Raw genomic sequence first — 23,159 nt, forward strand, 5'->3', positions numbered from 1 at the left:
TCCCGCAGTCCCGGGAACCCCACCTCGCCAAGGGGGCCCCGGGGGAGACCTCGACCCTCACCTCCGCCTCTGAGGAGCTCCCACCTCACGAGGGGAGACCCCGAGGGGAGGCCCACTCCCCACCTTTGAGGAACCCCCGGATCTGGGAGTTCCCACCCTCGCAGGGGAGACTCCCGAGCCCCCACCTCGGCGGGCCGCACCTCGCGAGGAGGTCCCCGACCCCCGCCCCCGAGGGGCCCAGCCCCGTCTTCCCCTCACCCCCGAACCCCCGAGAGGGCGCCCCGGACACCGGGGCGCCCTCTTTGCTTTGCACGGCCCTGGCCTCGCCCGGAGGTGAGGCCTGACGTCTACTTCCTTCGGTGCAAGGCGTACACCGAACGGTGCAGGGTCAGGTGACGGTCAACGGACGACGCGCTCGCGCGCTGGCCCGGCCTAGCGTTTCTCGTCGAGCCAGTCGGATGCTTCCGCAGTCCCCGCCGTTTCGGGCGGAAGCCGAACACCGCGACGGCGACCACCCGAGTGACGCACCCGTCCCCTTCGAGAAAGGGCTTCCGCATGGCCGAGCTGCCCCCACGACGCGAACCCGCGACTGTCCGGCACTTCGCCCGGATCACCGATGTCGCGCTGGCCGCCCTCACCCTGGTCTTCTTCGTCGCAGCGGCCCTGGCCACCGGGGTGCACAACCCCTGGCAGGGCTCGATCCAGCTCGGGCTGGTGCTCGGAGCGCTGCTGGTGGTCAGGCGTCGCCGGCCGATGACCGTGCTGCTGCTGTCGATCGTCGGGATCTTCGTCTACCACCTCAGCGGACAGTGGTCTCCCGCCGGTTGGATCTGGCCGGCCGCGGTCGCCTACTTCACCGCCGCCACCACACCACGGGTGCGCTGGGTGGCCGCGATCGGCCTGGCCCAACTGGTCTACTCCGCGGTCGACGCCCGCTGGATCCTGGACACGAACCCGACCCGCTACCTGATCCACGTCCTGGGGGAGGGGCTGCTCCTGGCGGTCCTCGTCGCCGCGGGCCTCACGTACGCCGCCGCGACGCGCTGGCGTGAGCGGCTGCGCGAAGCCGACAGGCGTGCGCACGTGGCCGAGGAACGGCTGCGTGTCTCGCACGAGGTTCACGACGTCATCGCGCACACGCTGGCCGTTGTCGGGGTGCAGCTCAACGTCGCCGCCGACGCCCTCGAGGACGACCCGGCAGCGGCCGCCGCCGCGCTGCGCCTGGCGAAGGACATCAGGAACCGGGCGATGGCCGACCTCCGCTCCCTCATCACGGTCCTGCGCGACAGCCCTGCGGACACCGCACCCCAGGCGGACCTGGCCTCCCTGGACACACTCATCGCCGACACCCGCGCCGCCGGGCTCGAGGTCACCCTCGACGAGCGCGGCGACCGGGCGGCCGTCCCCGCCATGACCGCCATCGCCGTTCACCGCGTCGTCCAGGAGTCCTTCGCCAACACGCTCAAGCACGCAGGGGCGAGCAGAGCCGAGGTGACGATCGGCTACGGGCTCCGCTCGATCACCGTCGACATCACCGACAACGGCCGCGGCGTCCCAGGGGGCGATGTCACTGAAGGCCATGGACTGGCCGGCATGCGCGAGCGGGTGAACGCGCTCGGGGGCGCGCTCACCGCAGGGCCCGCCCCCGGCGGCGGCTTCGCGGTGCGGGCCGACATTCCTGTGGCAGGCTCGACGGCATGACGATCAAGGTGCTCCTCGCCGACGACCAGGCACTCGTACGGGCCGGCTTCCGCAGTTTGCTGGCCCGCTCCCGGGATATCACGGTCGTCGGCGAAGCCCAGGACGGCGAAGAAGCCGTACGGCTGGCCGCGAGCACCAATCCCGATGTGGTCCTCATGGACATCCGCATGCCGGGCACCGACGGGATCACCGCCACCCGCCGCATCCTCACCGACCCGAGCGCCCCGGGCTGTCGGGTCATCATCCTCACCACGTTCGACACCGACGAGCACGTCTTCGCCGCGCTACGCGCCGGCGCCAGTGGCTTCCTCACCAAAGAGGTCGAACCCGCCGAACTCCGCCGGGCGGTCGCCGTCGTCGCCGGAGGGGACGCGCTCCTGTCGCCCGGCGTGACGCGGCGCGTGATCGAGCAGTTCGCCCACCGGCAGGGCCTCATGCCCGGCGCCGGGCAGCGGCTCGCCGTCCTCACCTCCAGGGAACTGGAGACGGTCAGGCTCGTGGCGCTCGGACTTTCGAACAGCGAGATCGCCGAGCGCCTCGTCATCAGTCCGCTCACCGCCAAGACCCACATCACCAGGGCCATCGCCAAGCTGAACGTGCGCGACAGGGTTCAGCTGGTGATCCTGGCCTACGAGAGCGGCCTGATACGGCCCGGCGTGTGAAGGGGAGGGCCGCACCGAGCGGCCCTCCCCCGGGGTGTCACTTCAGGCGCGGGACGGGGACCTTCGACCAGTCGATGTCGGAGCCGAAGGAGAAGCTCGGGTACGCCGGCTGGTTGTAGGCGGTCTGCTGCCGGGCGATCTCGACGCGGTACTGCGGGTCGTGCATCAGCGTGTACAGCTTCCTGTCCGTCACCTCGGTGCTGAGGAAGACGCGGACCGCGGTGCTGTCGGCGGTGCGGACGAGCAGTTCCTCGCGCCAGTCGCCGAACACGTCGGCCACCAGGCCCGGGTTGCCCTTGGTGCCGTTGTTGGTCAGCGTCCCTTCGGCCGTGAGGAGCCGGCCGCGCTTCCAGTCGTCGACGGTCGGCGTCTGCGTGCCGGAGCCGTTCACGATCTGCGTGGTCATGTCGGCGCCCCAGCGGATGCTCATGTTCGTGCCGGGGGCGTCGCGTCCCAGGTACTCGCCGCGGGCCGACCACAGGCCCGCCTGCACCTGCTGGTCGGGCGGCATGGACGACCACGTCTCGACGCCACGGATGTCCGGGTCGATGTCGCCGACCATGCCGCGCCCGGTGTCGACGCCGCTGTAGCCGCCGTGGATCACCTCGCCGGTGGCCGCGTCGCGCAGCGCCCATCCGTACGGGGCCGACGCGGCGCCCTCGTGCACCGTCCAGATCTCCAGGCCGGGACGGTCAGGGTCGAAGTCGCCCACGTGCATGGCGTCGCCGTGGCCGAGGCGGACGTTCTGTCCCGGTACGCCGCTCTGCGGCGGGGCCTCGGCGAACGAGGAGTACAGCAGGTCGCCGTCGTCGTCGATGGTGGCGGCGCCGTAGACGATCTCCTGGCGGCCGTCGCCGTCCACGTCGGCCACGCTCATCGAGTGGAAGCCCTGCGTGGTGAGGTCGGCGTACTCGGGGTTCGAGCCGGCGCCGCCGTGCGGTGCGGCGTTGAACGGGTTCGCCATCGGGACGTGGCCGCTGTCGACGTACCAGACCTGCTTGAGCCGCCGGCCGTCCCAGTCGTAGGCGGCGAGCGTGGTGCGGGTGTAGTAGCCGCGGGCGAAGATCGCCGACGGGCGTCTGCCGTCGAGATAGGCGACCGAGGACAGGAAGCGGTCGACGCGGTTGGCCGGCTCGATCCTGGCCATCGCGTAGTCGCCCCACAGCAGGCCGTCGTCGCCGCGTCCCGGCTTGTAGTGGACGGTCTGCAGCTCCTTGCCGGTGGCGCCCTCGAACACCGACAGGTACTCGGGGCCGTCCACGACGAATCCGGCGAACTCCCGCAGCCGGTTGTTGGCGCTGCGGGACGGCGCGTACGTGTCGACGAAGTAGGTGGCGAGCGCGACGGCGTCGTTGTGGGAGAGCGGGTAGGAGTATCGCGGCTCGATGCCGAAGGCCTGCTCGAGCGTCGCCGGCCAGTGTCCGGCCCTGACCTCCGGGTGCTCGTGCCACCCCTCGAACATCTCGACGACGTGGTCGAAGTAGTCGTCGGCGCTCATCCGATAGTCGTCGCGGTGCGAGTAGCCGGCCTTGACGTCGTCGCGGGGCATCGTGATGTGACGCTCGGAGACGACCCGGCCGTCAGGGCCGTACTTGATGATCCTCGTTCCGGGCGCGGTCTTGAGCATCATCTCCGAACGGCCGTCGCCGTCGAAGTCGTAGACGAGGAACTGTGTGTAGTGGGCGCCGGAGCGGATGTTCACGCCCAGGTCGAGCCGCCAGCGCAGGGTGCCGTCCAGCTCGTACGTGTCGACGTAGGTGTTGCCGGTGTAGCCGCGCTGCGAGACGTCCTTGGAGTTGGACGGATCCCACTTGACGACGTACTCGTACTGGCCGTCGCCGTCCACGTCGCCCACGCTCAGGTCGTTGGCGGCGTACGTGTAGGACTCGCCCGCCGGGGTGACGCCGTCGGCGGGTTTGTGCAGCGGAAGATCATAAAACGATTTAATCCAAGGCGTGGTCGCGTCGCTGCGGCGGCCCTCCCGGCCCTTGACGACGGGGGCGACGCGGTACTCGGACGCCGGCGTCCCAGCGGGGTCGTGGACGTTGGTGCTGTCGGTGACCGTGGCGACGGGGCGGCCGTCGCGGTAGACGCGGAAGTCGGCGCCCGTCATGCCCGAGGCGCTGTGTCCGGACACCTCGTCGCCGAGGAGCCGCCAGCTCAGGAACACGCCGTCGCTGGTCGGGACGGCGACGAGGCCGCGGTCTAGGTGTTCGAGCCGGATGCCGGGCCCGGGGTGGCGGCCGGCTGCGCCCTTGCCGGCCGCGGCGGCGGGTAACGCGGCGAGCGGCAGGCACAGTAACGCGGTCAGGCCTGTGGCGATCGCGCGGCGGATGCTGTCTGGAGGTCTCATGCACGCTCCGCTGATTGAATCGATTCAATCTCATGCGGAGAATAAATGCGAATTGTGAGGTCTGTCAAGACCATCCGTCACGACCACGCCACCGCACGGGCCGGGGCGTGTCCGGGTGGCTGCGCCGCTCGCAACGGCGGCAAGGGGCGGGCGCTGCTCGGCGTGGCGGGCGACGCAAGGTGGGGCGTGCCTGTTCTGTCCGCGCCCACGGGTGCGGCCCGCACGCTCCTGGCCCGCCCTCACGAGACGTCACGCACGTCGCATCATCGGCCCGTTCCGGGGTGGGACGACCGGAGCGGTACGTCGCCGGCCTGAGGGATCCACCGTCATCGGAGCCGGCAGAGAGATGTGATCCCTTCTACGTTGTGGGCGTGACCGGGTTATGGGACAACGCCAGAAGACTCCGCAGAGCAGGAAGGGCGCTGCTTGCCGTCGCGGTCGCCCTCGCTGGCAGCGGGCTCGTGGCTGATCACTGCGGAGCAGTTCCCTGAACCACTCGTCATTGGCCCTGTATCGGCGGTGGCGGCAGTGTCGCCGGCGGTAGCTGCTGCCGCCGCCGCAGGAAAACGCACCTCCCGCGTCCGGCGGCGCGGACGTCAGGCACCCGCGAAGGCTTACGAAGAGGGCACTGCGCTGACCCGACGCGCGGTCAAGCCGGTCACCATCGCGCTGATCGCCACCTCGGGTGCGGCGGCCATCGCAGCAACCCTCTTTCCAGGAATTCATGCCTCAGATGGGGACCAGGCCGCACCGACGGTGGAGCCGACCAGGACGAGCACAGAGGACAGTGACCCCAGCACCACACGCTTGGACGGCAAGGCGCCTACGCCGGTGACCGTCACTGAGACCGTCACGGTCACGGCCACAGCGGACGCCGCACTCAAGGCGTTGCCTCCGACGACGACAACTGACGCGAGGGAGACGTCGAAGCCGCACGAGTGGGTCAGCTCCGTTGCCGGCCCCCTGGCAGTTGTCGTCGGGGCCGCGGGTGTCGTCGTCACAGGTCGCGCGTCCCGTCTCCGTCCAGCGTCTCCGCCCCGGCGGGCGCCCAGGGTCCGGCCGACGGGACGAAGGCGGCCTCGGCTCCAGGATCACAACGCTTCCGGCACACGAAGGTGAGCCCGCCTCACCAGGTGGCTACCGCGCGTCGGTGTTCAGGGCGGTGCCGAGGACGTGGATTGCCTGGGCGATGGCCGCCTCGGCGGCGGCGGTCGAGCGGACGGGGTTGAGCATCATGAAGTCGTGCAGGGTGCCGTTGTAGCGGACGCTGGTGGTCCGGACGCCGGCCGCGGTGAGCAGCCGGGCGTAGGCTTCGCCCTCGTCCCGCAGGACGTCGTTCTCGTCCACGATCACGAACGCGGGCGGCAGGCCCGCGAGGTCGTCCGGGGTGGCGCGCAGCGGCGAGGCGGTGATCTCGGCGCGCTGGGCCGGGTCGGTCGTGTAGGCGTCCCAGAACCAGGCCATGGCCCTGGCGGTCAGGTGCGGGCCGTCGGCGAACTCGCGGTAGCTGTCGGTGTCCTGGGCGGCGTCGGTGACGGGGTAGTACAGCGACTGGTGCACGAAGGTCACGTCAGCGCGCCGCTTGGCGAGGATGGCGAGCGCGGCCGTCATGTTGCCGCCCACCGAGTCGCCGGCGACCGCCATCCGTGAGGCGTCGAGGTGCTCCTCGGCGCCGTTGCTGGTGATCCATCGGGCGGTGGCGTAGGCCTGTTCGATCGCGACCGGGTAGCGGGCCTCGGGCGAGCGGTCGTACTCGACGAAGGCCACCGCGGCGCGCGCCCCCACGGCCAGTTCCCGGACCAGCCGGTCATGGGTGCCGGCGTTGCCGAGCACCCAGCCGCCGCCGTGGACGTACAGGACGACCGGTAGCGTGCCGGACGCGCCCGCGGGCTTGACGATCCGTACCCGGACGTCGCCGACCTCGGCGGGGACGGTGATCCACCTCTCGTCCACGTCGGGCATGGCGACGGGGGCGGCCTGCAGGTCGTCCAGCACCTTGCGGGCGCCCTCGGGCCCGAGCTCGTACAGGAAGGGTGGCTGGGCGGCCGCGGCGGCGAACTCCTGCGCCGCGGGCTCCAGGACGTGCTTGGTCATGCCGGGTTCTCCCGTTCCGATGTCGTCTCCGCGTCCGGACGGACTGCGACTGCGGCGTCATGCCGTCCGGGCTCGGTCGCCGACCGCTTTGTGCGGACGGGCCGCGGGTCGTGCCGGGCTGGTCCACGGGGTCGGCCCCTGAGGGTGGCTCTACCCCCCTGCCAGGAGTGATGCGTCGCGATGGGCTCAGGTCACTCCATCCTGCGAGCGTCCGGTGGGTCTGGTGAGTCGGTGGGTGTGCCGCATGGAGCGGGCCAGGAGCGGGATCATGCACAGGGCGGCGGTGTCGGCGGCGCGCAGACCGAACGCGGTGCCGACGACTCCGGCAACGGTCGAGCCGATCGGCAGCATGCCCCACGTCACCGTTCTGTGCACCGCGGTGGCGAGAGTGGTCATCTCGGGCGGGGCCGCGACGGATTCCGCACGGTGGCGGATCGCGAGGATGGTCAGCACACTGGCCACGTAGCTCGTGGCGTCCAGGAGCAGGGCTCTTGCCGCGCCGACCGTACCGATGATCAGGCCGGCCAGGCCCGGCCGACGCGGGCGATGGGGGTAGCGCGAACGACATGGAAGGATCCTCGGCCCGGCCCTGGGGACGCGGCCAGTGGCGCAAGTGACCACAGGCGCTAACATTCCGCCATGCTGCGACCCACACGGCGGGGGCCGACCGTTTCCGTGCTCGCCTACGACGGGATGTCGGTCTTCGAGATGGGCATCGTCACCGAGGTGTTCGGCCTGCCCAGGCCGGAGTTCGAGGTGCCCTGGTACGAGCTGACCGTGTGCGCCGAAGCGCCCGGCCCTGTGCGCATCGTCGGAGGGGCCAGCCTGCACACGCCCTACGGCCTCGACATCTTCGCCGCCGCCGAGACGGTCATCGTGCCCGGCGTGCCCGACGTCACCGCCGACCCCTCACCCGAGCTGGTCGCCGCACTGAACCGGGCCCACGAGCGGGGCGCGCGGATCATGTCCATCTGCTCGGGAGCGTTCGCGCTGGCCGGCGCGGGACTGCTGGACGGCCGCCCCGCCACCACCCATTGGCGTTACGCCGACCGTTTCCGTCAGCGTCACCCCGAGGTCGACCTCGACCCCGACGTCCTCTACATCGACGACGGGCCCCTGCTCACCAGCGCAGGCAGCGCGGCCGGGCTCGACCTGTGCCTGCACGTCGTCCGAAGCGACTACGGCCCCGCGATCGCCAACGCGGTCGCCCGGCGGCTGGTGATCCAGCCGCACCGCGACGGTGGTCAGGCGCAGTTCATCGAGGCTCCGCTGACCGCCGATCCGGCCGACGACCGCATCGCCCGCAGCATCGCGTGGGCCTTGGCCCACCTCACCGAGGTGATCACGGTCGAGACGCTGGCCGGCCAGGCGCACATGTCCACCCGTACCTATTTGCGGCACTTCACCCGCGCCACCGGCACGACCCCGATCCGGTGGCTGATCCATCAGCGGATACAGGCAAGCCTCGCGCTCCTCGAAACGACGGACACGCCGATCGAGAAGATCGCGAAGGCCGTGGGGTTCGACACGTCCGTCACCTACCGCCACCACTTCAACGCCATCATGCGAACGTCGCCGTCCGCGTACCGGAGCGCCTTTCACACGGGCGAAGCGGTTCCCGCGGGTCGGCCGTAGGACGGGACGCCGGGCGGGATCAGGTGGTCCGGAGGACGATGCGGCCGTTGGCGGTGCCGTTCGCCTGGCGGTTCCATGCCTCGGCGACCTCGGCCAGCGGCATCACCTCGTGGGTGACCGCGAGCCGGCCGGCGGACGACTGCTCCGCGATGTAGGTGATGGCCGCGGCCCGCTGTTCCCTGGTCACCGAGTTGTTGGTGTAGCCGAGGATCCGCAGGGAGCGGCTGCGGATCGTCGAGGAGTCGAGCGGGCTCGTCTCCGAGGCCGAGCTGCCCAGGTTGACCAGGCGGCCGCCGTCGCGCAGCGTCCTGGCCGCCGCCGCGGCCGGGACCCCGAAGAGCGGGTCGAGCACCAGGTCGGCGGGGCCGTCGCAGGCGTCCAGCAGCCGAGCCGCCAACTCGGCGACCTCGGCCGCGGTGTCCGCGGGCGTGCGGGCGAGCGACGCCCCCTCGGTGTCCGCGGGCGTGCGGGCGAGCGACGCCCCCTCGGCGTCCGCGGGCGTGCCGGGAAGTGACGCGCCTGCGGTCTCGTCCGGGGTGTCGTGGTGGTGGATGGGGACGACCGCGTCCGCGCCGGCGTGGTGGGCGCGTTTCCTGGCCGCCGCCGAGCGGGCCACCGCGATCACGCGGCGGGCGCCCGCCAGGCGGGCCAGCTGGATCGCGGCCTGACCGACCACGCCGCCCGCGCCGAGGACGATCACCTGTTCACCGGCGCGCAGCTCACCACGCCAGGTCAGCGCCAGGTACGCCGCCACCGCCGACAGACCGAGCGCGGCCACCGCGTACGGGTCCGCCCCGGCGGGCAGTTCCACCAGGTCGTCGGTACGGGCCAGGGCAGCCTCCGCCATGCTGCCGTCACCCGGGGCCATCCCGGCGGAGGTCGGGAACCACACCGGCCTGCCCGCGACGGTGCCGACGCCCTGGACGCCGGGCACGTACGGCAGGGCCGGCACCCCGAAGTACGAGGCGCCGCCCGCGCACAGCAGGTCCAGGGGGGTGACGGGCGCGGCGGTCACCCGTACGACCTCCCGTCCTGGCCCGGGTTCGGGCGCGGGACGGTCGGCGACGACGGGCGGCCGGGCGCAGGTCTCGATGAGTGCCGCCCGCATCACGTCACCTGACGGGCGCAGGAGCCCGGCCATCAGGTGGTGATGTCCGGGTACGGGAGGGCCATGTGCGACAGGCGCCGGGCGTACTCCAGCTGGAAGCCGAGCGGCGGGTGGTCGCGTTCGAACATGGCGATGAACAGCGTCAGCGTCAGGAACGGGTGCGCGCCCAGCTCGAACAGCTTCTGGTAGTCGTGGGAAGCCAGGGCCTCCCGCTCGACGTCCTCGAAGCGCAGCCACGTGGACGACTCGCCGCTGTGGCAGCCGAGGATGCGGTTGGCGTACTCCGACTCCCACCACTCCACGGTGGCGCGCGGCTCCTCGCGGTAGCGTTCGACCAGCTCGGGGTCGCGATCGACGGTGAACAGGAACTTGTTCAGCAGATACTTGCTCACGACTCCTCCTTCGTCGGATTCGCGAGCGACATGCTGCTGTGTTCGCTGGCTCGCTCGCGTCGCTCGCTCACGACCGGCCTCCCTCGGGGTACCAGGTGAAGTACGCCTCCATGGTGTGGAACAGGTCGTAGGTGTCGACGTAGTCGGCCTTGCGGCCCTCGCCGGCGACGCCCATCATCAGCATGAAGTCCATGAACCCGTGGGTGGCGTTGCCCGGCAGGTGCAGGCTGTCGAGGGTGACCTCCGACAGGCACCCTTCGATGTCGCCGGTCGAGATCCACTCCACGGCCTTGCGGTCGAACTCGGGGTCGGGCCCGTGCGGCCCGAACTGCCGGGGCCCGCCGAGTTCCAGCGACAGGTGGCCGGTGCCGATGATCGCGACCCGCCTGTCCGCCGGCCACGACTCGACGAGCTGCCGGATCGTACGGCCGAGCTGCACGAACCGTGAGGGCCGGGGCAGGGGAGGGGCGAAGATGTTGGTGTAGATCGGCACGATCGGCAGGTCGTTCTGCGGGCGCAGCGTGATGATCGGGCACGTGATCGAGTGGTCGATCCGCAGCTCGTTGGAGAATGCCAGGTCGAACCCGGCGTCGATGCCTTCGCGCAGGATGTACGCCGACAGGTCCTCCTGTCCGGTGAAGAACATCCGGGGCAGGCCGAACTCGCGTTCCTCGTTGGAGAAGTTCGCGTCGTAGAAGGGCGCCTTGCCGACCAGGAACTGCGGCATGTTGTCCAGCCACAGCTGGTGGAAGTGGTCGGAGCCGACCATGACGAGCACGTCGGGCCGGGCCCTGGCCAGCGTCTCGCGGAACGCCTCCACCTTGCGCACCCACTCGTCGGCGAACGGTGGGCGGTCCTCGCCGGTGGCGGTGCTGGCCCGGTAGTAGAAGGGATGGTGCGTGGATGCGATGACCGCCACCACTTCAGCCATGCGTGCCTCCGTCAGTGCCTGCGTCGGTGAACGGGACAGGCGGGATGGAACGGTTGTTGAGGTCGACCGACAGGAAGATCTCGTTGGCCACGGGACGGCGCAGCTCCTCGGCGAGCTGCCCGATCAGGCCCGCGGTCCTGGCGAGCAGCGCGAACCCGCGCAGCAGCTCCAGCGGCAGCCCCAGGTCGGCGAGCGCCGCCCCGCAGACGCCGGCTCCGTTCAGCGGCAGCGTACGTCCGAGGACGGCCGGGTGCACGCGGCCGATGGCGGCGAACAGCGACAGGTGCGGCCCGACCAGGCCCTCCTCGGCGGCGATCTCGAACAGCCGCGGCGTGCGCGGGTCGCCGTCCTTGTGCACGTGGTGGCCGAGCCCGGGGATGAGCTGCTTGGCCGCGCGCCGGGCGCGTACGGTCTCCAGGGCGAGCTCGTCCCAGTCGGCGTCGTCGCACGGCAGGGGGTCGCGTCCGGCCACCACGTCGTGCAGGAAGCGGCCGCAGTCCTCGGTGACGCCGAGGAAGCGGGAGCCGCCGCCGAGCAGCCCGGCGGCCAGCGCCCCCTGGACGGAGTCGGGCGCCGACAGGTACGTCAGCCGGGTGACGATCGCGGTCGGCGTGAACCCGTGGTCGGCCAGCGCGGCCAGCACGGCCTCGAACACGCGCACCTCGCCGGGAGCGGGGCGGCGCTGGGTCGCCAGCCAGAACGCCAGCTCACCGAAGCCGACCTCGCCCATCACGTCGGCGGCCAGGTCGCGGCCGAGCAGCGTGATCGTGTCGGGCGTGGACGCGCCCAGCGCGGTGGGGTAGTCAGGCATCGTCGCCTCCGTCGGTCAGCCAGGCGCGGAGTTCGGCGCCGTGCTCGTCGAGTCCAGGGGGCGGCAGGTGGTAGCCGGCGGGCGTCCCGGAGAAGCGGATGGGGTGCCGCGTGGTCGGTGTCGCCTTCTCGCCCTCGCCGACGACCACGATCGGGTCGAGCCCGAACCGCTCGGCCATGGCGAAGCCGCCGTCGATGGTGTTGATCGGCCCGCTCGGGATGCCGGCGTCGACGAGCAGCTCGAACCACTCCTGCGCGGGACGGGTGACGAGCCGCTCGACGAGGACGGGCCGCAGCTCCTCGCGGTTGGCGGTGCGGTCGGCGTTGCGGGCGAAGCGCGGGTCGTCGGCGACCTCGGGGATGCCGAGCACCTCGCACAGCTTGCGGAACTGCCCGTCGTTGGCGGCGGCCACGATCAGCTGGTGGTCGGCGGTCGGCAGCGGCTCGTACGGGAACACGCTCGGGTGCGCGTTGCCCATCCGGTACGGCACCACACCCCCCGCCACGTACGCCGAACTCTGGTTGACCAGGCCGGTCAGCGCCGACGACAGCAGATTGACCTCGACGTGCTGGCCCTGCCCTGTGGCGTCGCGGTGGCGCAGCGCGGCCAGGATGCCGATCACCGCGTGGTTGCCCGCCATCACGTCGAACACCGAGATGCCCGCCCGGTACGGCGGCCCGTCCGGCTCACCGGTCAGGCTCATGAGCCCCGACATGGCCTGCACCATGAGGTCGTAGCCGGGCACGCGGGCCCCGGCGCCGGAGCCGAACCCGCTGATGGAGGCGTACACGACGCCCGGGTTGAGCCCGCTGACGGCGTCGTAGTCGAGCCCGAACTTGGCCAGGCCGCCGGGGCGGAAGTTCTCCACCATCACGTCGGCGCGCCGCGCCAGCTCCCTGGCCACCTCCACGTCGCCGGGGTCGCGCAGGTCGAGCGCGATCGACCGCTTGCCGCGGTTGACCCCCAGGTAGTACGTGGACACCTCGCCCCGGGAGGGCGGCGTCCACGAGCGGGTGTCGTCGCCGTTACGGCCTTCCACCTTGACGACGTCGGCGCCGAGGTCGGCCAGCAACATCGTGGCGTACGGCCCGGCCAGAACCCGCGAGAAGTCTGCCACCAGCACGCCGGACAGCGGCCCTTCCGCCGCGGAGTCAGTCATCCAGCTCCATCCTCACGTCCGTCTAACGGACGTTCGTCCGCAAGTGTGATCCCAGCACGTTTCGCCACTTTCGTCAACCATCTTGACAGCGACTCACCTGCTCATCAGAGTGACTGTGACCGTACAGCGGACAACTGTTCGCAGCGAGGAGCGTGGCCATGAACGAGTTCGAGGCCGGCAGGCCCGTGGTGCTGCGCGGCGGCACCGTGCTGCCCATGGACGGGCCGCCCGGCGGTGCGCGCAGGGTGCTGGAACGCACCGACGTCCTCGTCGTCGGCGACCGGATCGCCGCCGTCGGCCCCGAGCTCGACGTGCCCGAGGGCACCGCCGAGATCGACGCGTCCGGCGGCATCGTGATGCCCGGCATGATCGACACCCACCGGCACATGTGGCAGACGGCGCTGCGCGGCTACGGCGCCGACTGGACGCTCACCCAGTACTTCGTCTGGTTCTACCTCGAGCACGGCAGGCTGTTCCGGCCCGAGGACGTGCACGCCGGCAACCTGCTGGGCGCGGTCGAGGCGCTGGAGGCCGGCGTCACCACCGTCGTCGACTGGTCGCACGGTCTGCAGACGGTCGAGCACGCCGACGCCGCGGCCGACGCGCTGCAGGCGGCCCCGGGCCGGTACGTCCTCGCGTACGGCAACATCCAGCAGCCGCCCGCCGAGTGGACGACCGCGCCCGAGTTCCGCGACTTCGTCCGCCGCCGCGTCACCGGCGACGACATGCTGGGCTTCCAGATCGCCTTCGACGTGCTCGGCGACCCGTCCTTCCCGGAACGGCCCGCGTTCGAGGTGGCCCGCGAGCTCGGCGTGCCGGTCACCACGCACGCCGGCGTGTGGGGCGCCACCGGCGACGACGGCATCCGGCTGATGCACGACCACGGCTTCATGGAGCCCGGCACGATCTACGTGCACGCCGCCTCACTGTCGGCCGACTCCTACCACCGCATCGCGGCCACCGGCGGCTTCGTCTCGGTGTCGACGGAGAGCGAGCAGAGCGCCGGCCAGGGCTACCCGCCCACGTGGGCGATCCGCGCGCACGGCATCCCGGTCTCGCTGTCGATGGACACCACCGTCTGGTGGAGCGGCGACCTGTTCTCCGCCATGCGCTCCACCCTGGGCGCCGACCGCTCGCGCGAGCACCTCGAGGCGCACGCCAAGGGCGAGACGGTCACCCACGGGGCGCTGCGCGCCGACCAGGTCGTGGAGTGGGCGACCAGGGGCGGCGCCCGCGCGCTCGGCCGCGACGATCTCGGCGTCGTCGAGGCCGGCAAGAAGGCCGACCTCGTGCTCATCAAGAACGACCGCTCGCCGGTGTCGTTCCCGCTGCTCAACCCGTACGGGCACGTGGCCTTCCAGGCGCAGCGCGGCGACGTGCACACCGTGCTGGTCGACGGACGGGTGGTCAAGCACGAGCACCGGCTGCTCGGCGTCGACCTCGCCGCGATCCGGGCCCAGGTCGACCGCACGGTCGAGCACCTGCGCGGCGCGATGGGGGAGGAGGCGTGGGCGAAGGGCATGAACCCCGACATCCCCACCACCGAGATCCTCGACAACCCCTACACCTACACCGACTACCGCAGCGACTCCACCCACCGCGCCTGACCGCCCCGGCCGCTGTGCGGACGGGCGACCGTCTAGAGTCGGACGGACGGATCCGAACGAGTGAGGGTGTTCATGGCACGTGGTGAGACCGGTCCCGACTTCATCGAGGCGCTGGCCCGTGGTCTCGACGTCATCAGGGCCTTCCGGCCGGCCCGCCCGGTCATGTCGCTGACCGAGGTGGCCGCCGCGACCGGCCTGGCCCGCCCGACGGCCCGCCGCATCCTGCTCACCCTCCAGGAGCTCGGTTACGCCCGCCCCGAGCAGGGCGGCTTCGCGCTCACGCCGCGCGTCCTCGAACTGGGCGTGTCGTACGTGCGCTCGATGGGCCTGTGGGACGTCGCCCGTCCCCATCTGGAACGGCTCGTCGCCCAGACCAACGAGTCGTCGTCGATCGCGCAGCTCGACGGCTCCGACATCGTCTACGTCGCGCGGGTCGCCGTACCCAAGATCGTGGCGCTGTCGGTGCAGGTCGGCACCCGCTTCCCGGCGTTGCAGACGTCGCTCGGCAAGGTGCTGCTGGCGGCGCTGCCGCCGGGTGAGGCCGAACGGGTGCTGGCAGAGCCGAGCCGTTCCGGCATCGAGCCGCGCTGGCGTCCCGACGTCAAGGAGCGCGAGGCCGAGCTGCGCTCGGTGCGGGCCAGGGGGTGGGCGATCACCGACGAGCAGCTCGCCCTCGGCATAAGGTCGGTGGCCGCGCCGCTGCGCGACGGGCTCGGCAACGTCGTCGCGGCCGTGAACGTCAACGCCCACGCGGCGGAGACGTCCCTCGACAAGCTGCTCGAGGAGCACCTGCCGCTGCTGCTGCAGACGGCGAGCGCGATCAGCGCCGACTTCGCCCTGTACGAGGCGGTCCCCCAGGTCACCGCCTCCTGACTCCCGCCAACAGCCCTCCGCGCCGCCGGCGGCGCGGAGGCTTGGGTCTTGCCCGTGAAAGCTTTGTCTGCTTTCAATGATCTTCTGACGAAGATCCGGGAGGGTCCGAATGCGTGGTTTACGGGCGTCCGCTGTCGCCCTGATGCTCCTTGTCACGACGTTCGTGGGCGCGCAGCCGTCCACATCGGCCGTCGCCGGTCCGACCGACCCCGAGCCGGCCTCGCTGGTCACGCTCTCGGTTCCGGACATCGCCGCGATGGACCGGCTGGTGGCTGCCGGCGCCGACCTCACCGAGCGCGTCCGTCCCCAGGCCGACGGCAGCATCCAGGTGGACGCGGTCGTCACCCCGAGCCAGCTCGAGGCCCTGCGCCCGCTCGGCGCGACGCTCGCCTCCGAGGCCCCCGCCCCGGCCGCCACGCGGGCCAAGGGCAAGGGCGGCGGCGCCAAGGACCAGGTCGTCATCGAGCGGGCCGTCTGGTTCAAGTCCCGCGACGGCTACTTCCTGTCGGTCGAGGCGTCCAGCAGCGCCGCGCAGGCGGCCACGCTCACCGTCACCTGGCGCGGCAAGAAGCACAGCACCGGCCAGGCCGAGATGGTCGCGTACGTGGACGCCGGCGCCTACCTCGGGCACCAGCTGAGCACCCCCGTGCCGGCGGACCAGCAGCCGCAGTCCGTCACCGTCACCTCCGCCGACGGCGGCAAGGCCGACGCCAAGGTCAAGCCGTGGCCCGACGGCGACCGGCCCGACAAGCGAGACCGCGGCTACCAGACGGACTTCATCACCCAGTACATGACGCCGGCCCAGCTCAACGAGCGGATCAAGGCGCTGCACCGGCAGTTCCCCAAGCTCACCGACCTCATCACGCTGCCGTACAAGACGAACGGCTACCGCCGGCACGCCCAGGCCGTGCTCGGCGCCCCGCCCGCCGCGGCCGTGGTCGTCACCTCGAACGCCTACGGCTCCGAGGGCGGCAACGACCTGAGCGTCGAGCTCGTCGACCCCGGCACGGCAGCCGGCCCGCTGCGGGTCTCCCTCGACGGCAAGCTGATCACCGTGAGTCTCGCCACGGACGACTCCGGCGCCGTCGTCAGCACCGCCGCGCAGGTCGCCGCCGCCGTCAACGCGACCCCCGGCCTACCCGTCAAGGCGAGCGTCTACCGGACCGACCCGGGCGCGGGCGTCATGGCCCCGGTGCCCGCCACGCAGCTCGACGACTTCCTGAGCGCCCCCGCCGACGTCTCCCGCGAGCCCGCCGAGGTGCTCGCGCTGCGGGTCGGCGTGCACCGCGACGGCTCGCGCACCGGCGTGCTCGCCTACGCGCAGGAGCACGCCCGCGAGTGGGTGACGCCGTTGGTGTCCATCGAGGCCGCCGAGCGGCTGCTGCGCAACTACGCCACCGACAAGGCCACCCGCCGCCTGCTGGAGCGCAGCGACGTCTTCATCGTCCCCGTCGTCAACCCCGACGGCGCCAACTACAGCTTCTACGACTACAACTCCCAGCGGAAGAACATGACGAACCACTGCCCGCCCGCGCAGTCCGACCCGGCGCTGCGCAACCAGTGGGGCGTGGACGTCAACCGCAACTACGCCGCCGGTTCCGTCCACGACGGCTACGTCGGCGGTTCGACCAACTGTCAGAGCGGCACGTACGGCGGCCCCGCCGAGCACTCAGAGCCGGAGAGCCGCAACGTCATGTGGCTGGCCGAGCGCTACAGCAACATCAAGTTCGCCATGAACATCCACAGCTACGGCGGCTACTTCATGTGGCCCCCCGGCGCCTATCAGGCCGACGGCCGCGTCTCGCTGCCCCGGCCCACGGCCAAGGAGGAGAAGTTCTTCCTCGACTCGGCCCGCACGATCGAGGAGGCGATCGTCGCCGAGCGCGGCACGGTCATCTGGCCGCAGCAGACCGGCCCGGTGACGGACGTGCTGTACTCCGCGGCCGGCAACTCCGCCGACGAGCTCTGGTACGACCACGGCATCTACGGGTGGGACTTCGAGGTCGGCGCCGACCTGTGGAACCCCGAGACCCGCAGGTGGGAGGGCGTGGGCTTCCAGCCGCCGTTCGAGGAGGGACACCAGGAGGCGATGGAGTTCGCCGCCGGTCTCATCTCGCTCATCGGCATCGCCGCCGACCACCGCGATCGCTGATCTCCCGTGACATCCAGCTGGAGGACTTCCTTGCGCTTACGCACCGCGCTCCTCGGCGTGGCCGTCTCGGCCGCGCTGCTGGTCGCCCCGCAGACCGCGGTGGCCGACCCCGCCGACCCGCAGCCCCCGGCCGTACGCGAGTTCGGCAACGGCCCGGAGCGGAACGAGGTCGCGGCCGGTGTGCCCGAGCAGGCCGGCACGCTGCGCGCCGCTCCCGAGACGGAGCGGCGGCCCGAGCAGCCGCCGCACGCCGGGCCGTCGCGCGAGCAGGGCTACCCGCGCCAGACGCGGCTCCCCGAGCCCGCGGAGAACCCGGCCGACGCGTCGATCAAACTCGGGCTGATGCCGTACCACGGCATCGCGCCCAAGCTGAACGAGCTGCAGAAGCGCAGCAACCGCGTCAGCGTCGAGATCTTCGGGCGCACGCACCAGGGCCGCGACATGTACCTCGTCACCGTCACCGCCCCCGAGAGCCCGGGGCAGGCGCGTGAGCAGGCCCGCATGCGCGACCGCATCGAGCACGACCCCGCCGGCGCCGCCCGCGACCGGGGCCTCGCCAAGCGGTACAAGGCGCCCCTGTACGTCAACGCCAACATCCACGGCAACGAGTGGGAGGGCACCGACGCCGTCCTGCGCACCGTCGAGGAGCTCTCCACCAGCAAGGACCCGGCTGTGACCGCCCTGCTGGCGAAGACGCGGCTTTACTTCAACGTCACCGCCAACCCCGACGGCCGCGTGCTCGGCCAGCGCCCGAACGGCGCCGGGTTCGACCTGAACCGCGACTTCATCACCGCCTCGCAGCCCGAGACGCAGGCCATGCGGCAGCTGATGATCGACGCGCAGCCGGTCACCATGATCGACCTGCACGGTTACGTCAACGGCACGCTCATCGAGCCGACCACGCCGCCGCACGGCGCCAACTACGAGTACGACCTGTTCATCAAGAACACCTACGCCAACGGCCTCGGGATGGAGGCCGCCGTCAACGGCCTCGGCTACACGTTCGACAAGGACGGTGTGCGCCCGGCGCAGATCCCGTTCCGGGACGACCCCGAGGGCTGGGACGACTGGCCGCCGATCTTCACCCCGCAGTACGCGCCCTTCCACGGCGCCGTGGCCTCCCACACCGTGGAGATCCCGCTGCGGGTCAACAACGCCGACTACAACAACCTGCCGGTCGAGGAGTTGCGCCGCCGCTCGGCGATCAACACCGACGTGGCCGCCGCCGCGATCCGGGCGACGTACGCGTTCGTGCAGTCGCGGCACGACCAGCTCATCGCCGACCAGATCGAGGTGTTCCGGCGCGGGTCCAAGGGCGAACCGGCCAAGGAGGTGCCGGTCGGCATCGTCCCCGGCTTCGGCCCCGAGGACGTCTACACGACGACCTACCCCCGCGCGTACGTCATCCCGGCGGGCGCCGGGCAGCGTTCGGCCACCGCCGCCGCGCGCCTGGTCGACCACCTGATCGCCAATGACGTCGAGGTCGGACGGGCCGAGCGCGCGTTCCGCGTCGGCCGCACGACCTACCCCCAGGGCTCGTACGTCGTCGACATGCGCCAGCCCAAGCGCGGCCTGGCCAACGTCATGCTGGAGCAGGGCGCGGACATCTCGCCCCGCGTCGACGCCATGTACGACATCTCCGGCTGGAGCCACGCCCTGCTGTGGGGCGCGACCGTGCAGCCCGTCGACTCGGCGCCCGCGCACGCCAAGCCGGTCAAGGCCGCGGCCCCGACCGGGGCCGTGCCGCACGGGTGGAGCGCGCTCGCGCTGCAGGTGGGTGACGCCAAGGAGGTCATGGCGCTCAACGACCTGCTCGCCGACGGCGTCGCGGTCAAGTGGGGCGAGAACGGCACCGCGATCGTGCCCGCCTCTGAGCGCGACGCCGCCCGCCGGGTCGCCGACCGCTACGGCGTCGCCTTCACCCAGGCAGGCAAGAGCGGCGGCACCGCGCTCACCCAGGTGCGCATCGCCGCCGCTGCGTCCGCCGACGAGCTGTTCACACTGCGCGAGATGGGCTTCTCCGTGACGCCCGTCTCGACCCAGGTGCTCAACGACGGATTCGACTGGGACGGCACCGACGTCCTGTACGTCTCCAGCGGCCTCAGCCACGCCGGGCTCACCCCGGAGGCCAGGACGGCGCTCGACGCCTTCCTGACCACGGGCGGCGTGGTCACCCGGGGCAGCACCGGCGTCACGTTCAACGCCGCCGCCGGCCTGCTCACCGTGACCGGGGTGGCCGGTCGCAGCGACGCCAACGGCGTCGTCCGGACCGTCTCCTCCGACGGGCCGGTCGGCGCCGGATCGCCCGAGCACTCGTTCGTGTACTCGCCGCGCTGGTTCACCGGCCTCGGCCCCGAGGTCAGGGTCGAGCAGGCGTACGCCACCGACGGGCCGCTCGTCGCGGGTCACTGGCGCGCGGACGCGAACGGCGTGGGCGGCCCCGAGTCGGCGCGCGGCCAGGCGGCCGTCGTCAGCGGCCGTGACGAGCGCGGCGCGGCCGTGGTGATGTTCGGCACCGAACCGATGTTCCGCAACCACCCGAAGGGACTCTTCTCCCAGGTGGCCAGGGCGCTGTACTGGACGTCCTCCGTCACGGGGGCGGCCGTCACGACGCCGTAGCCACAGGGCGGCCGGCGGGCTGTGTGGGCCCGCCGGCCCGCCCTGGTAGAATGATCATGATTTGTGAGCCTTCCGGCCGGGACACCGCGTCCCCCCGGAAGGCTTTTTTTATGTTTTCTATCGACATATCCGTACGTCCTGCCCTGGCCGCCGACCGAGCCGCCGTCGAGCGGCTGTGGCTGATGTTCCGTCACGACATGTCGGAGTTCCAGGGCCAGTTGCCGGGCCCCGACGCCACCTTCAGAAGCGAACGCCTGGAGTCGGCGTTCGCCGACCCCGGCTGGGCGGCGTACCTCGTGACGAGCGCCGACCGGCCCGCCGGGTTCGCGTTCGTACGCGGCCTCGACGGCCCGCTCCGCGTCCTCAACAGCTTCTTCGTGGTACGCGGGGCCCGCCGCGCGGGTGTCGGCCTGCGCGCCGCCCGCGATGTCGTCGCCCGCCACCCCGGCCCCTGGGAGATCGCCTTCCAGGACGCCAACCCGGGAGCGGTCGCCTTCTGGCGCCGAGTGGCCACGGAGCTCGCCGGCACCACCTGGACCGAGGAACGCCGACCCGTACCCCACCTCCCCGAGGCACCCCCCGACGTCTGGATCTCCTTCACCACGGGCTGACCTCAAGCCGACCACGCCGGGCCGGGGCAGCCCCATGGTGGGGCCGCCCCGGCGACTTGGCCGTCCCTGGTCAGCGGGCGGGGGCGTAGCCGGCCGGGCGGGTGGTGAACGTGCCGCGGCCCTGCGTACGGCTGCGCAGCCGGGTCGCGTACCCGAACACCTCGGCCAGCGGCACCACCGCGGTGATCACGACCGCGCCGGCCCGGCCCTGCGAACCGGAGACGCGCCCGCGCCGGGCGGTCAGGTCGCCCAGCACCCCGCCGGCCATGTCGTCCGGCACGGTGACCGTGACCTCCACGACCGGCTCCAGCAGCCGCATCTCACAGGCCCGCAGCGCCTCGCGCAGCGCCAGCCGCCCCGCCGTGCGGAACGCCAGGTCCGACGAGTCCTTGCTGTGCGTGGCCCCGTCGGTCAGCGTGACCCGCACACCCGTCACCGGATGCCCGCCGAGCGGCCCCGCGGCGAGCGCGTCACGGCAGCCGGCCTCGACCGCCCGCACGTACTCGCGCGGCACCCGCCCGCCGGTCACCGTCGAGGCGAACGCGAACGCGCCCTCCTCGAACGGCTCGACGTCGATCACCACGTGGGCGAACTGGCCGGCGCCGCCGTCCTGCTTGACGTGCCGGTACAGCAGCCCGCGCACCCCGCGCACCACCGTCTCCCGGTAGGCCACCTGCGGCCGGCCGACGTTCACCTCGAGCCGGTGGTCGCGGCGGAGCTTCTCCGCGGCCACCTCCAGGTGCAGCTCGCCCATGCCCGACAGCACCGTCTGCCCGGTCTCGGCGTCGGAGCGCACGGCCAGCGACGGGTCCTCCTCGGCCAGCCGCGCCAGCGCCGCCGCCAGCCGGTCGGCGTCGATGCTCCGCCGCGGCTCGACGGCCACCGACACCACCGGCTCGGTCGCCCCCGGCGGTTCCAGCAGCACCGGCGCGCCGGGCGCGCACAGCGTCGTGCCCGTACGCGCCGCCTTCGGCCCGACGAGCGCGACGATGTCGCCGGCGAACGCCCGCTCCACCTCGGTGTGCCGGTCGGCCTGCACGCGCAGGATCCGGCCGATCCGCTCGGTGCGGCCCGTGCCCGCGTCCAGCATCGTGTCGCCCTTCCGTAACGTCCCCGAGTAGACCCGCACGTACGTCAGCCGTCCCGTCGCCGTGGCGCTCACCTTGAACGCCAGCGCCGCCGCCGGCGCGTCAGGGTCGGCGGGGCGCACCTCGCCGCCCTGCCCCCGCACCGCCGGGACGTCCAGCGGCGAGGGCAGGTACCGGACGACGGCGTCCAGCAGCGGTTCGACACCGCGGTCGCGGTACGCCGAGCCGCACAGCACCACCACGGCCTCGCCCGTACGGGTGAGGTCGCGCAGCGCCGCCAGCAGCGTCGCCTCGGAGACCGACGGCTCGGCGCAGAACTCCTCCAGCGCGCCCGCGTGCAGCTCGGACACGGACTCCTCCAGCCGCCGGCGTCGCCGCCGGGCCTCGTCCAGCAGATCGTCCGGCACCGGGACGGAGGCGTAGCCGCCCGTGCCGTCCCACACCAGCGCGCGCATCGCGAGGAGGTCGACCACGCCGGTGAAGCCGTCCTCACGGCCGATCGGCAGCTGCACGACCAGCGGTGCCGGGTGCAGCCGCCGCCGGATCGACTCCACCGCCGCGTCGAGGTCGGCGCCCGCGCGGTCGAGCTTGTTGACGAACGCCACGCGCGGCACGCCGTACCGGTCGGCCCGCCGCCACACCGCCTCGCTCTGCGGCTCGACCCCGGCGACGCCGTCGAACACCGCGATCGCGCCGTCGAGCACCCGCAGCGAGCGTTCGACCTCGTCGGAGAAGTCGACGTGGCCGGGGGTGTCGATGAGGTTGACGCGGTGTCCGTCCCAGTCGCAGCTCACCGCGGCCGCGAAGATGGTGATGCCACGTTCGCGCTCCTGCTGGTCGAAGTCGGTGACGGTGGTGCCGTCGTGCACCTCGCCGCGCTTGTGGGTGGCTCCGGCGAGGTAGAGCATCCGCTCGGTGACGGTCGTCTTGCCGGCGTCGACGTGAGCGAGGATGCCGATGTTGCGGACGGTGGCCAGGGGGTTGGAGATACGGGCACGCACGGTCGTGAACCCTTCCGGGGTGGTTTTCTCACGGGGACGGCGCGATCAAGCCCCAGGCGAGGGCGAGAAGAAGCAGAAAGGGGCGTCCTCGTCAGGGCGTCACCCAGTGACGGCCGCGCAGCCGGCACCGGGGCGTCCGAGACACCAGGATCACCTCGAAACGCGAGGGGAGGACGACGGCAAGGCTGCTGTGACGCACGGCCGGCTCCTCTCTCTACTCGCGGACGGCAGCGAGTGTAGTGACAGCCGTGCCGCGAGGGGAAGCGATTTTCCGCGCGGCACCGTCTGAACGTCACCACGCATGTCCGCCCCCGGCACGCGATACGGCGCCCGAGCGGGGCTCGTCGAGGCGCGGGTAGGCA

At 72.0% G+C, this 23,159-nt stretch carries 17 protein-coding genes; 8 read left to right on the plus strand and 9 right to left on the minus strand.

Annotated elements, in window-relative coordinates; all coding sequences use genetic code 11:
- The first annotated feature begins 555 nt into the window (after positions 1–555).
- Together BLR04_RS17060 and BLR04_RS17065 are read left to right on the plus strand one after the other, a co-directional pair.
- Positions 556–1,701, plus strand: coding sequence for a sensor histidine kinase (locus tag BLR04_RS17060; protein WP_090765637.1), 1,146 nt, complete (start codon positions 556–558; stop codon positions 1,699–1,701).
- Entirely contained in the window at positions 1,698–2,363 is a 666-nt protein-coding gene (locus BLR04_RS17065; protein WP_090765641.1) for a response regulator transcription factor, read from the plus strand. The genes BLR04_RS17060 and BLR04_RS17065 overlap by 4 nt, the downstream gene beginning before the upstream one ends.
- A gap of 37 nt (positions 2,364–2,400) precedes the next feature.
- Here the strand turns inward: BLR04_RS17065 and BLR04_RS17070 are convergent, their stop codons facing one another.
- The 3 genes from BLR04_RS17070 to BLR04_RS39720 all read right to left on the minus strand — a co-directional run bounded on the left by BLR04_RS17070 (position 2,401) and on the right by BLR04_RS39720 (position 7,443).
- Positions 2,401–4,716 carry a rhamnogalacturonan lyase gene (locus tag BLR04_RS17070; RefSeq protein ID WP_090765644.1) on the minus strand — a complete coding sequence of 772 codons (2,316 nt, stop codon included), beginning with the start codon at positions 4,714–4,716 and terminating at the stop codon, positions 2,401–2,403.
- A 1,137-nt stretch (positions 4,717–5,853) separates the two neighbouring features.
- Complete coding sequence (locus BLR04_RS17075) at positions 5,854–6,810, minus strand: alpha/beta hydrolase (protein ID WP_090765647.1); 957 nt, start codon at positions 6,808–6,810, stop codon at positions 5,854–5,856.
- A 186-nt stretch (positions 6,811–6,996) separates the two neighbouring features.
- A complete protein-coding gene (locus tag BLR04_RS39720; RefSeq protein ID WP_143022071.1) occupies positions 6,997–7,443 on the minus strand; it encodes an MFS transporter in 447 nt (148 codons plus the stop codon).
- A gap of 6 nt (positions 7,444–7,449) precedes the next feature.
- Here BLR04_RS39720 and BLR04_RS17085 point away from each other — a divergent pair, with 6 nt between their 5' ends.
- Entirely contained in the window at positions 7,450–8,445 is a 996-nt protein-coding gene (locus tag BLR04_RS17085) for a helix-turn-helix domain-containing protein (RefSeq protein WP_090765653.1), read from the plus strand.
- Positions 8,446–8,464: 19 nt separating this feature from the next.
- On the opposite strand, the gene BLR04_RS17090 is transcribed toward BLR04_RS17085, so the two are convergent.
- From BLR04_RS17090 to BLR04_RS17110, 5 genes are all read right to left on the minus strand, one after another.
- Entirely contained in the window at positions 8,465–9,553 is a 1,089-nt protein-coding gene (locus BLR04_RS17090; RefSeq protein ID WP_090766103.1) for a quinone oxidoreductase family protein, read from the minus strand.
- Positions 9,554–9,585: 32 nt separating this feature from the next.
- A complete protein-coding gene (locus BLR04_RS17095; RefSeq protein ID WP_090765656.1) occupies positions 9,586–9,945 on the minus strand; it encodes a hypothetical protein in 360 nt (119 codons plus the stop codon).
- A 67-nt stretch (positions 9,946–10,012) separates the two neighbouring features.
- The gene (locus BLR04_RS17100) at positions 10,013–10,876 is read right to left on the minus strand and encodes a DODA-type extradiol aromatic ring-opening family dioxygenase (protein WP_090765658.1); all 864 of its coding nucleotides are present in this window, start codon (positions 10,874–10,876) and stop codon (positions 10,013–10,015) included.
- Positions 10,869–11,687: a citryl-CoA lyase gene (locus BLR04_RS17105; RefSeq protein WP_090765661.1), complete on the minus strand. Its 819-nt coding sequence runs from the start codon at positions 11,685–11,687 to the stop codon at positions 10,869–10,871. Before BLR04_RS17105 ends, BLR04_RS17100 begins: the two co-directional genes overlap by 8 nt.
- Positions 11,680–12,846 carry a CaiB/BaiF CoA transferase family protein gene (locus tag BLR04_RS17110; protein WP_090765664.1) on the minus strand — a complete coding sequence of 389 codons (1,167 nt, stop codon included), beginning with the start codon at positions 12,844–12,846 and terminating at the stop codon, positions 11,680–11,682. The genes BLR04_RS17105 and BLR04_RS17110 overlap by 8 nt, the downstream gene beginning before the upstream one ends.
- Before the next feature lie 158 nt (positions 12,847–13,004).
- Here BLR04_RS17110 and BLR04_RS17115 point away from each other — a divergent pair, with 158 nt between their 5' ends.
- The 5 genes from BLR04_RS17115 (at position 13,005) to BLR04_RS17135 (ending at position 20,708) form a co-directional block, all read left to right on the plus strand.
- Complete coding sequence (locus BLR04_RS17115; RefSeq protein ID WP_090765667.1) at positions 13,005–14,453, plus strand: amidohydrolase family protein; 1,449 nt, start codon at positions 13,005–13,007, stop codon at positions 14,451–14,453.
- Between the two features lie 72 nt (positions 14,454–14,525).
- Positions 14,526–15,326 carry an IclR family transcriptional regulator domain-containing protein gene (locus tag BLR04_RS17120; protein ID WP_090766106.1) on the plus strand — a complete coding sequence of 267 codons (801 nt, stop codon included), beginning with the start codon at positions 14,526–14,528 and terminating at the stop codon, positions 15,324–15,326.
- 109 nt (positions 15,327–15,435) lie between these two features.
- A complete protein-coding gene (locus BLR04_RS17125; RefSeq protein ID WP_090765670.1) occupies positions 15,436–17,478 on the plus strand; it encodes a M14 family zinc carboxypeptidase in 2,043 nt (680 codons plus the stop codon).
- Between the two features lie 30 nt (positions 17,479–17,508).
- A complete protein-coding gene (locus tag BLR04_RS17130) occupies positions 17,509–20,097 on the plus strand; it encodes a M14 family zinc carboxypeptidase (protein ID WP_090765672.1) in 2,589 nt (862 codons plus the stop codon).
- Between the two features lie 110 nt (positions 20,098–20,207).
- Positions 20,208–20,708, plus strand: a complete 501-nt coding sequence (locus tag BLR04_RS17135) for a GNAT family N-acetyltransferase (RefSeq protein WP_090765676.1) — start codon at positions 20,208–20,210, stop codon at positions 20,706–20,708.
- A 70-nt stretch (positions 20,709–20,778) separates the two neighbouring features.
- On the opposite strand, the gene fusA is transcribed toward BLR04_RS17135, so the two are convergent.
- The gene (fusA, locus tag BLR04_RS17140; RefSeq protein WP_090765679.1) at positions 20,779–22,797 is read right to left on the minus strand and encodes an elongation factor G; all 2,019 of its coding nucleotides are present in this window, start codon (positions 22,795–22,797) and stop codon (positions 20,779–20,781) included.
- Positions 22,798–23,159: the final 362 nt, after the last annotated feature.

The sequence above is a fragment of the Nonomuraea maritima genome, from assembly GCF_900100395.1.
In the GTDB taxonomy this organism is placed as follows: Bacteria; Actinomycetota; Actinomycetes; order Streptosporangiales; family Streptosporangiaceae; genus Nonomuraea; species Nonomuraea maritima.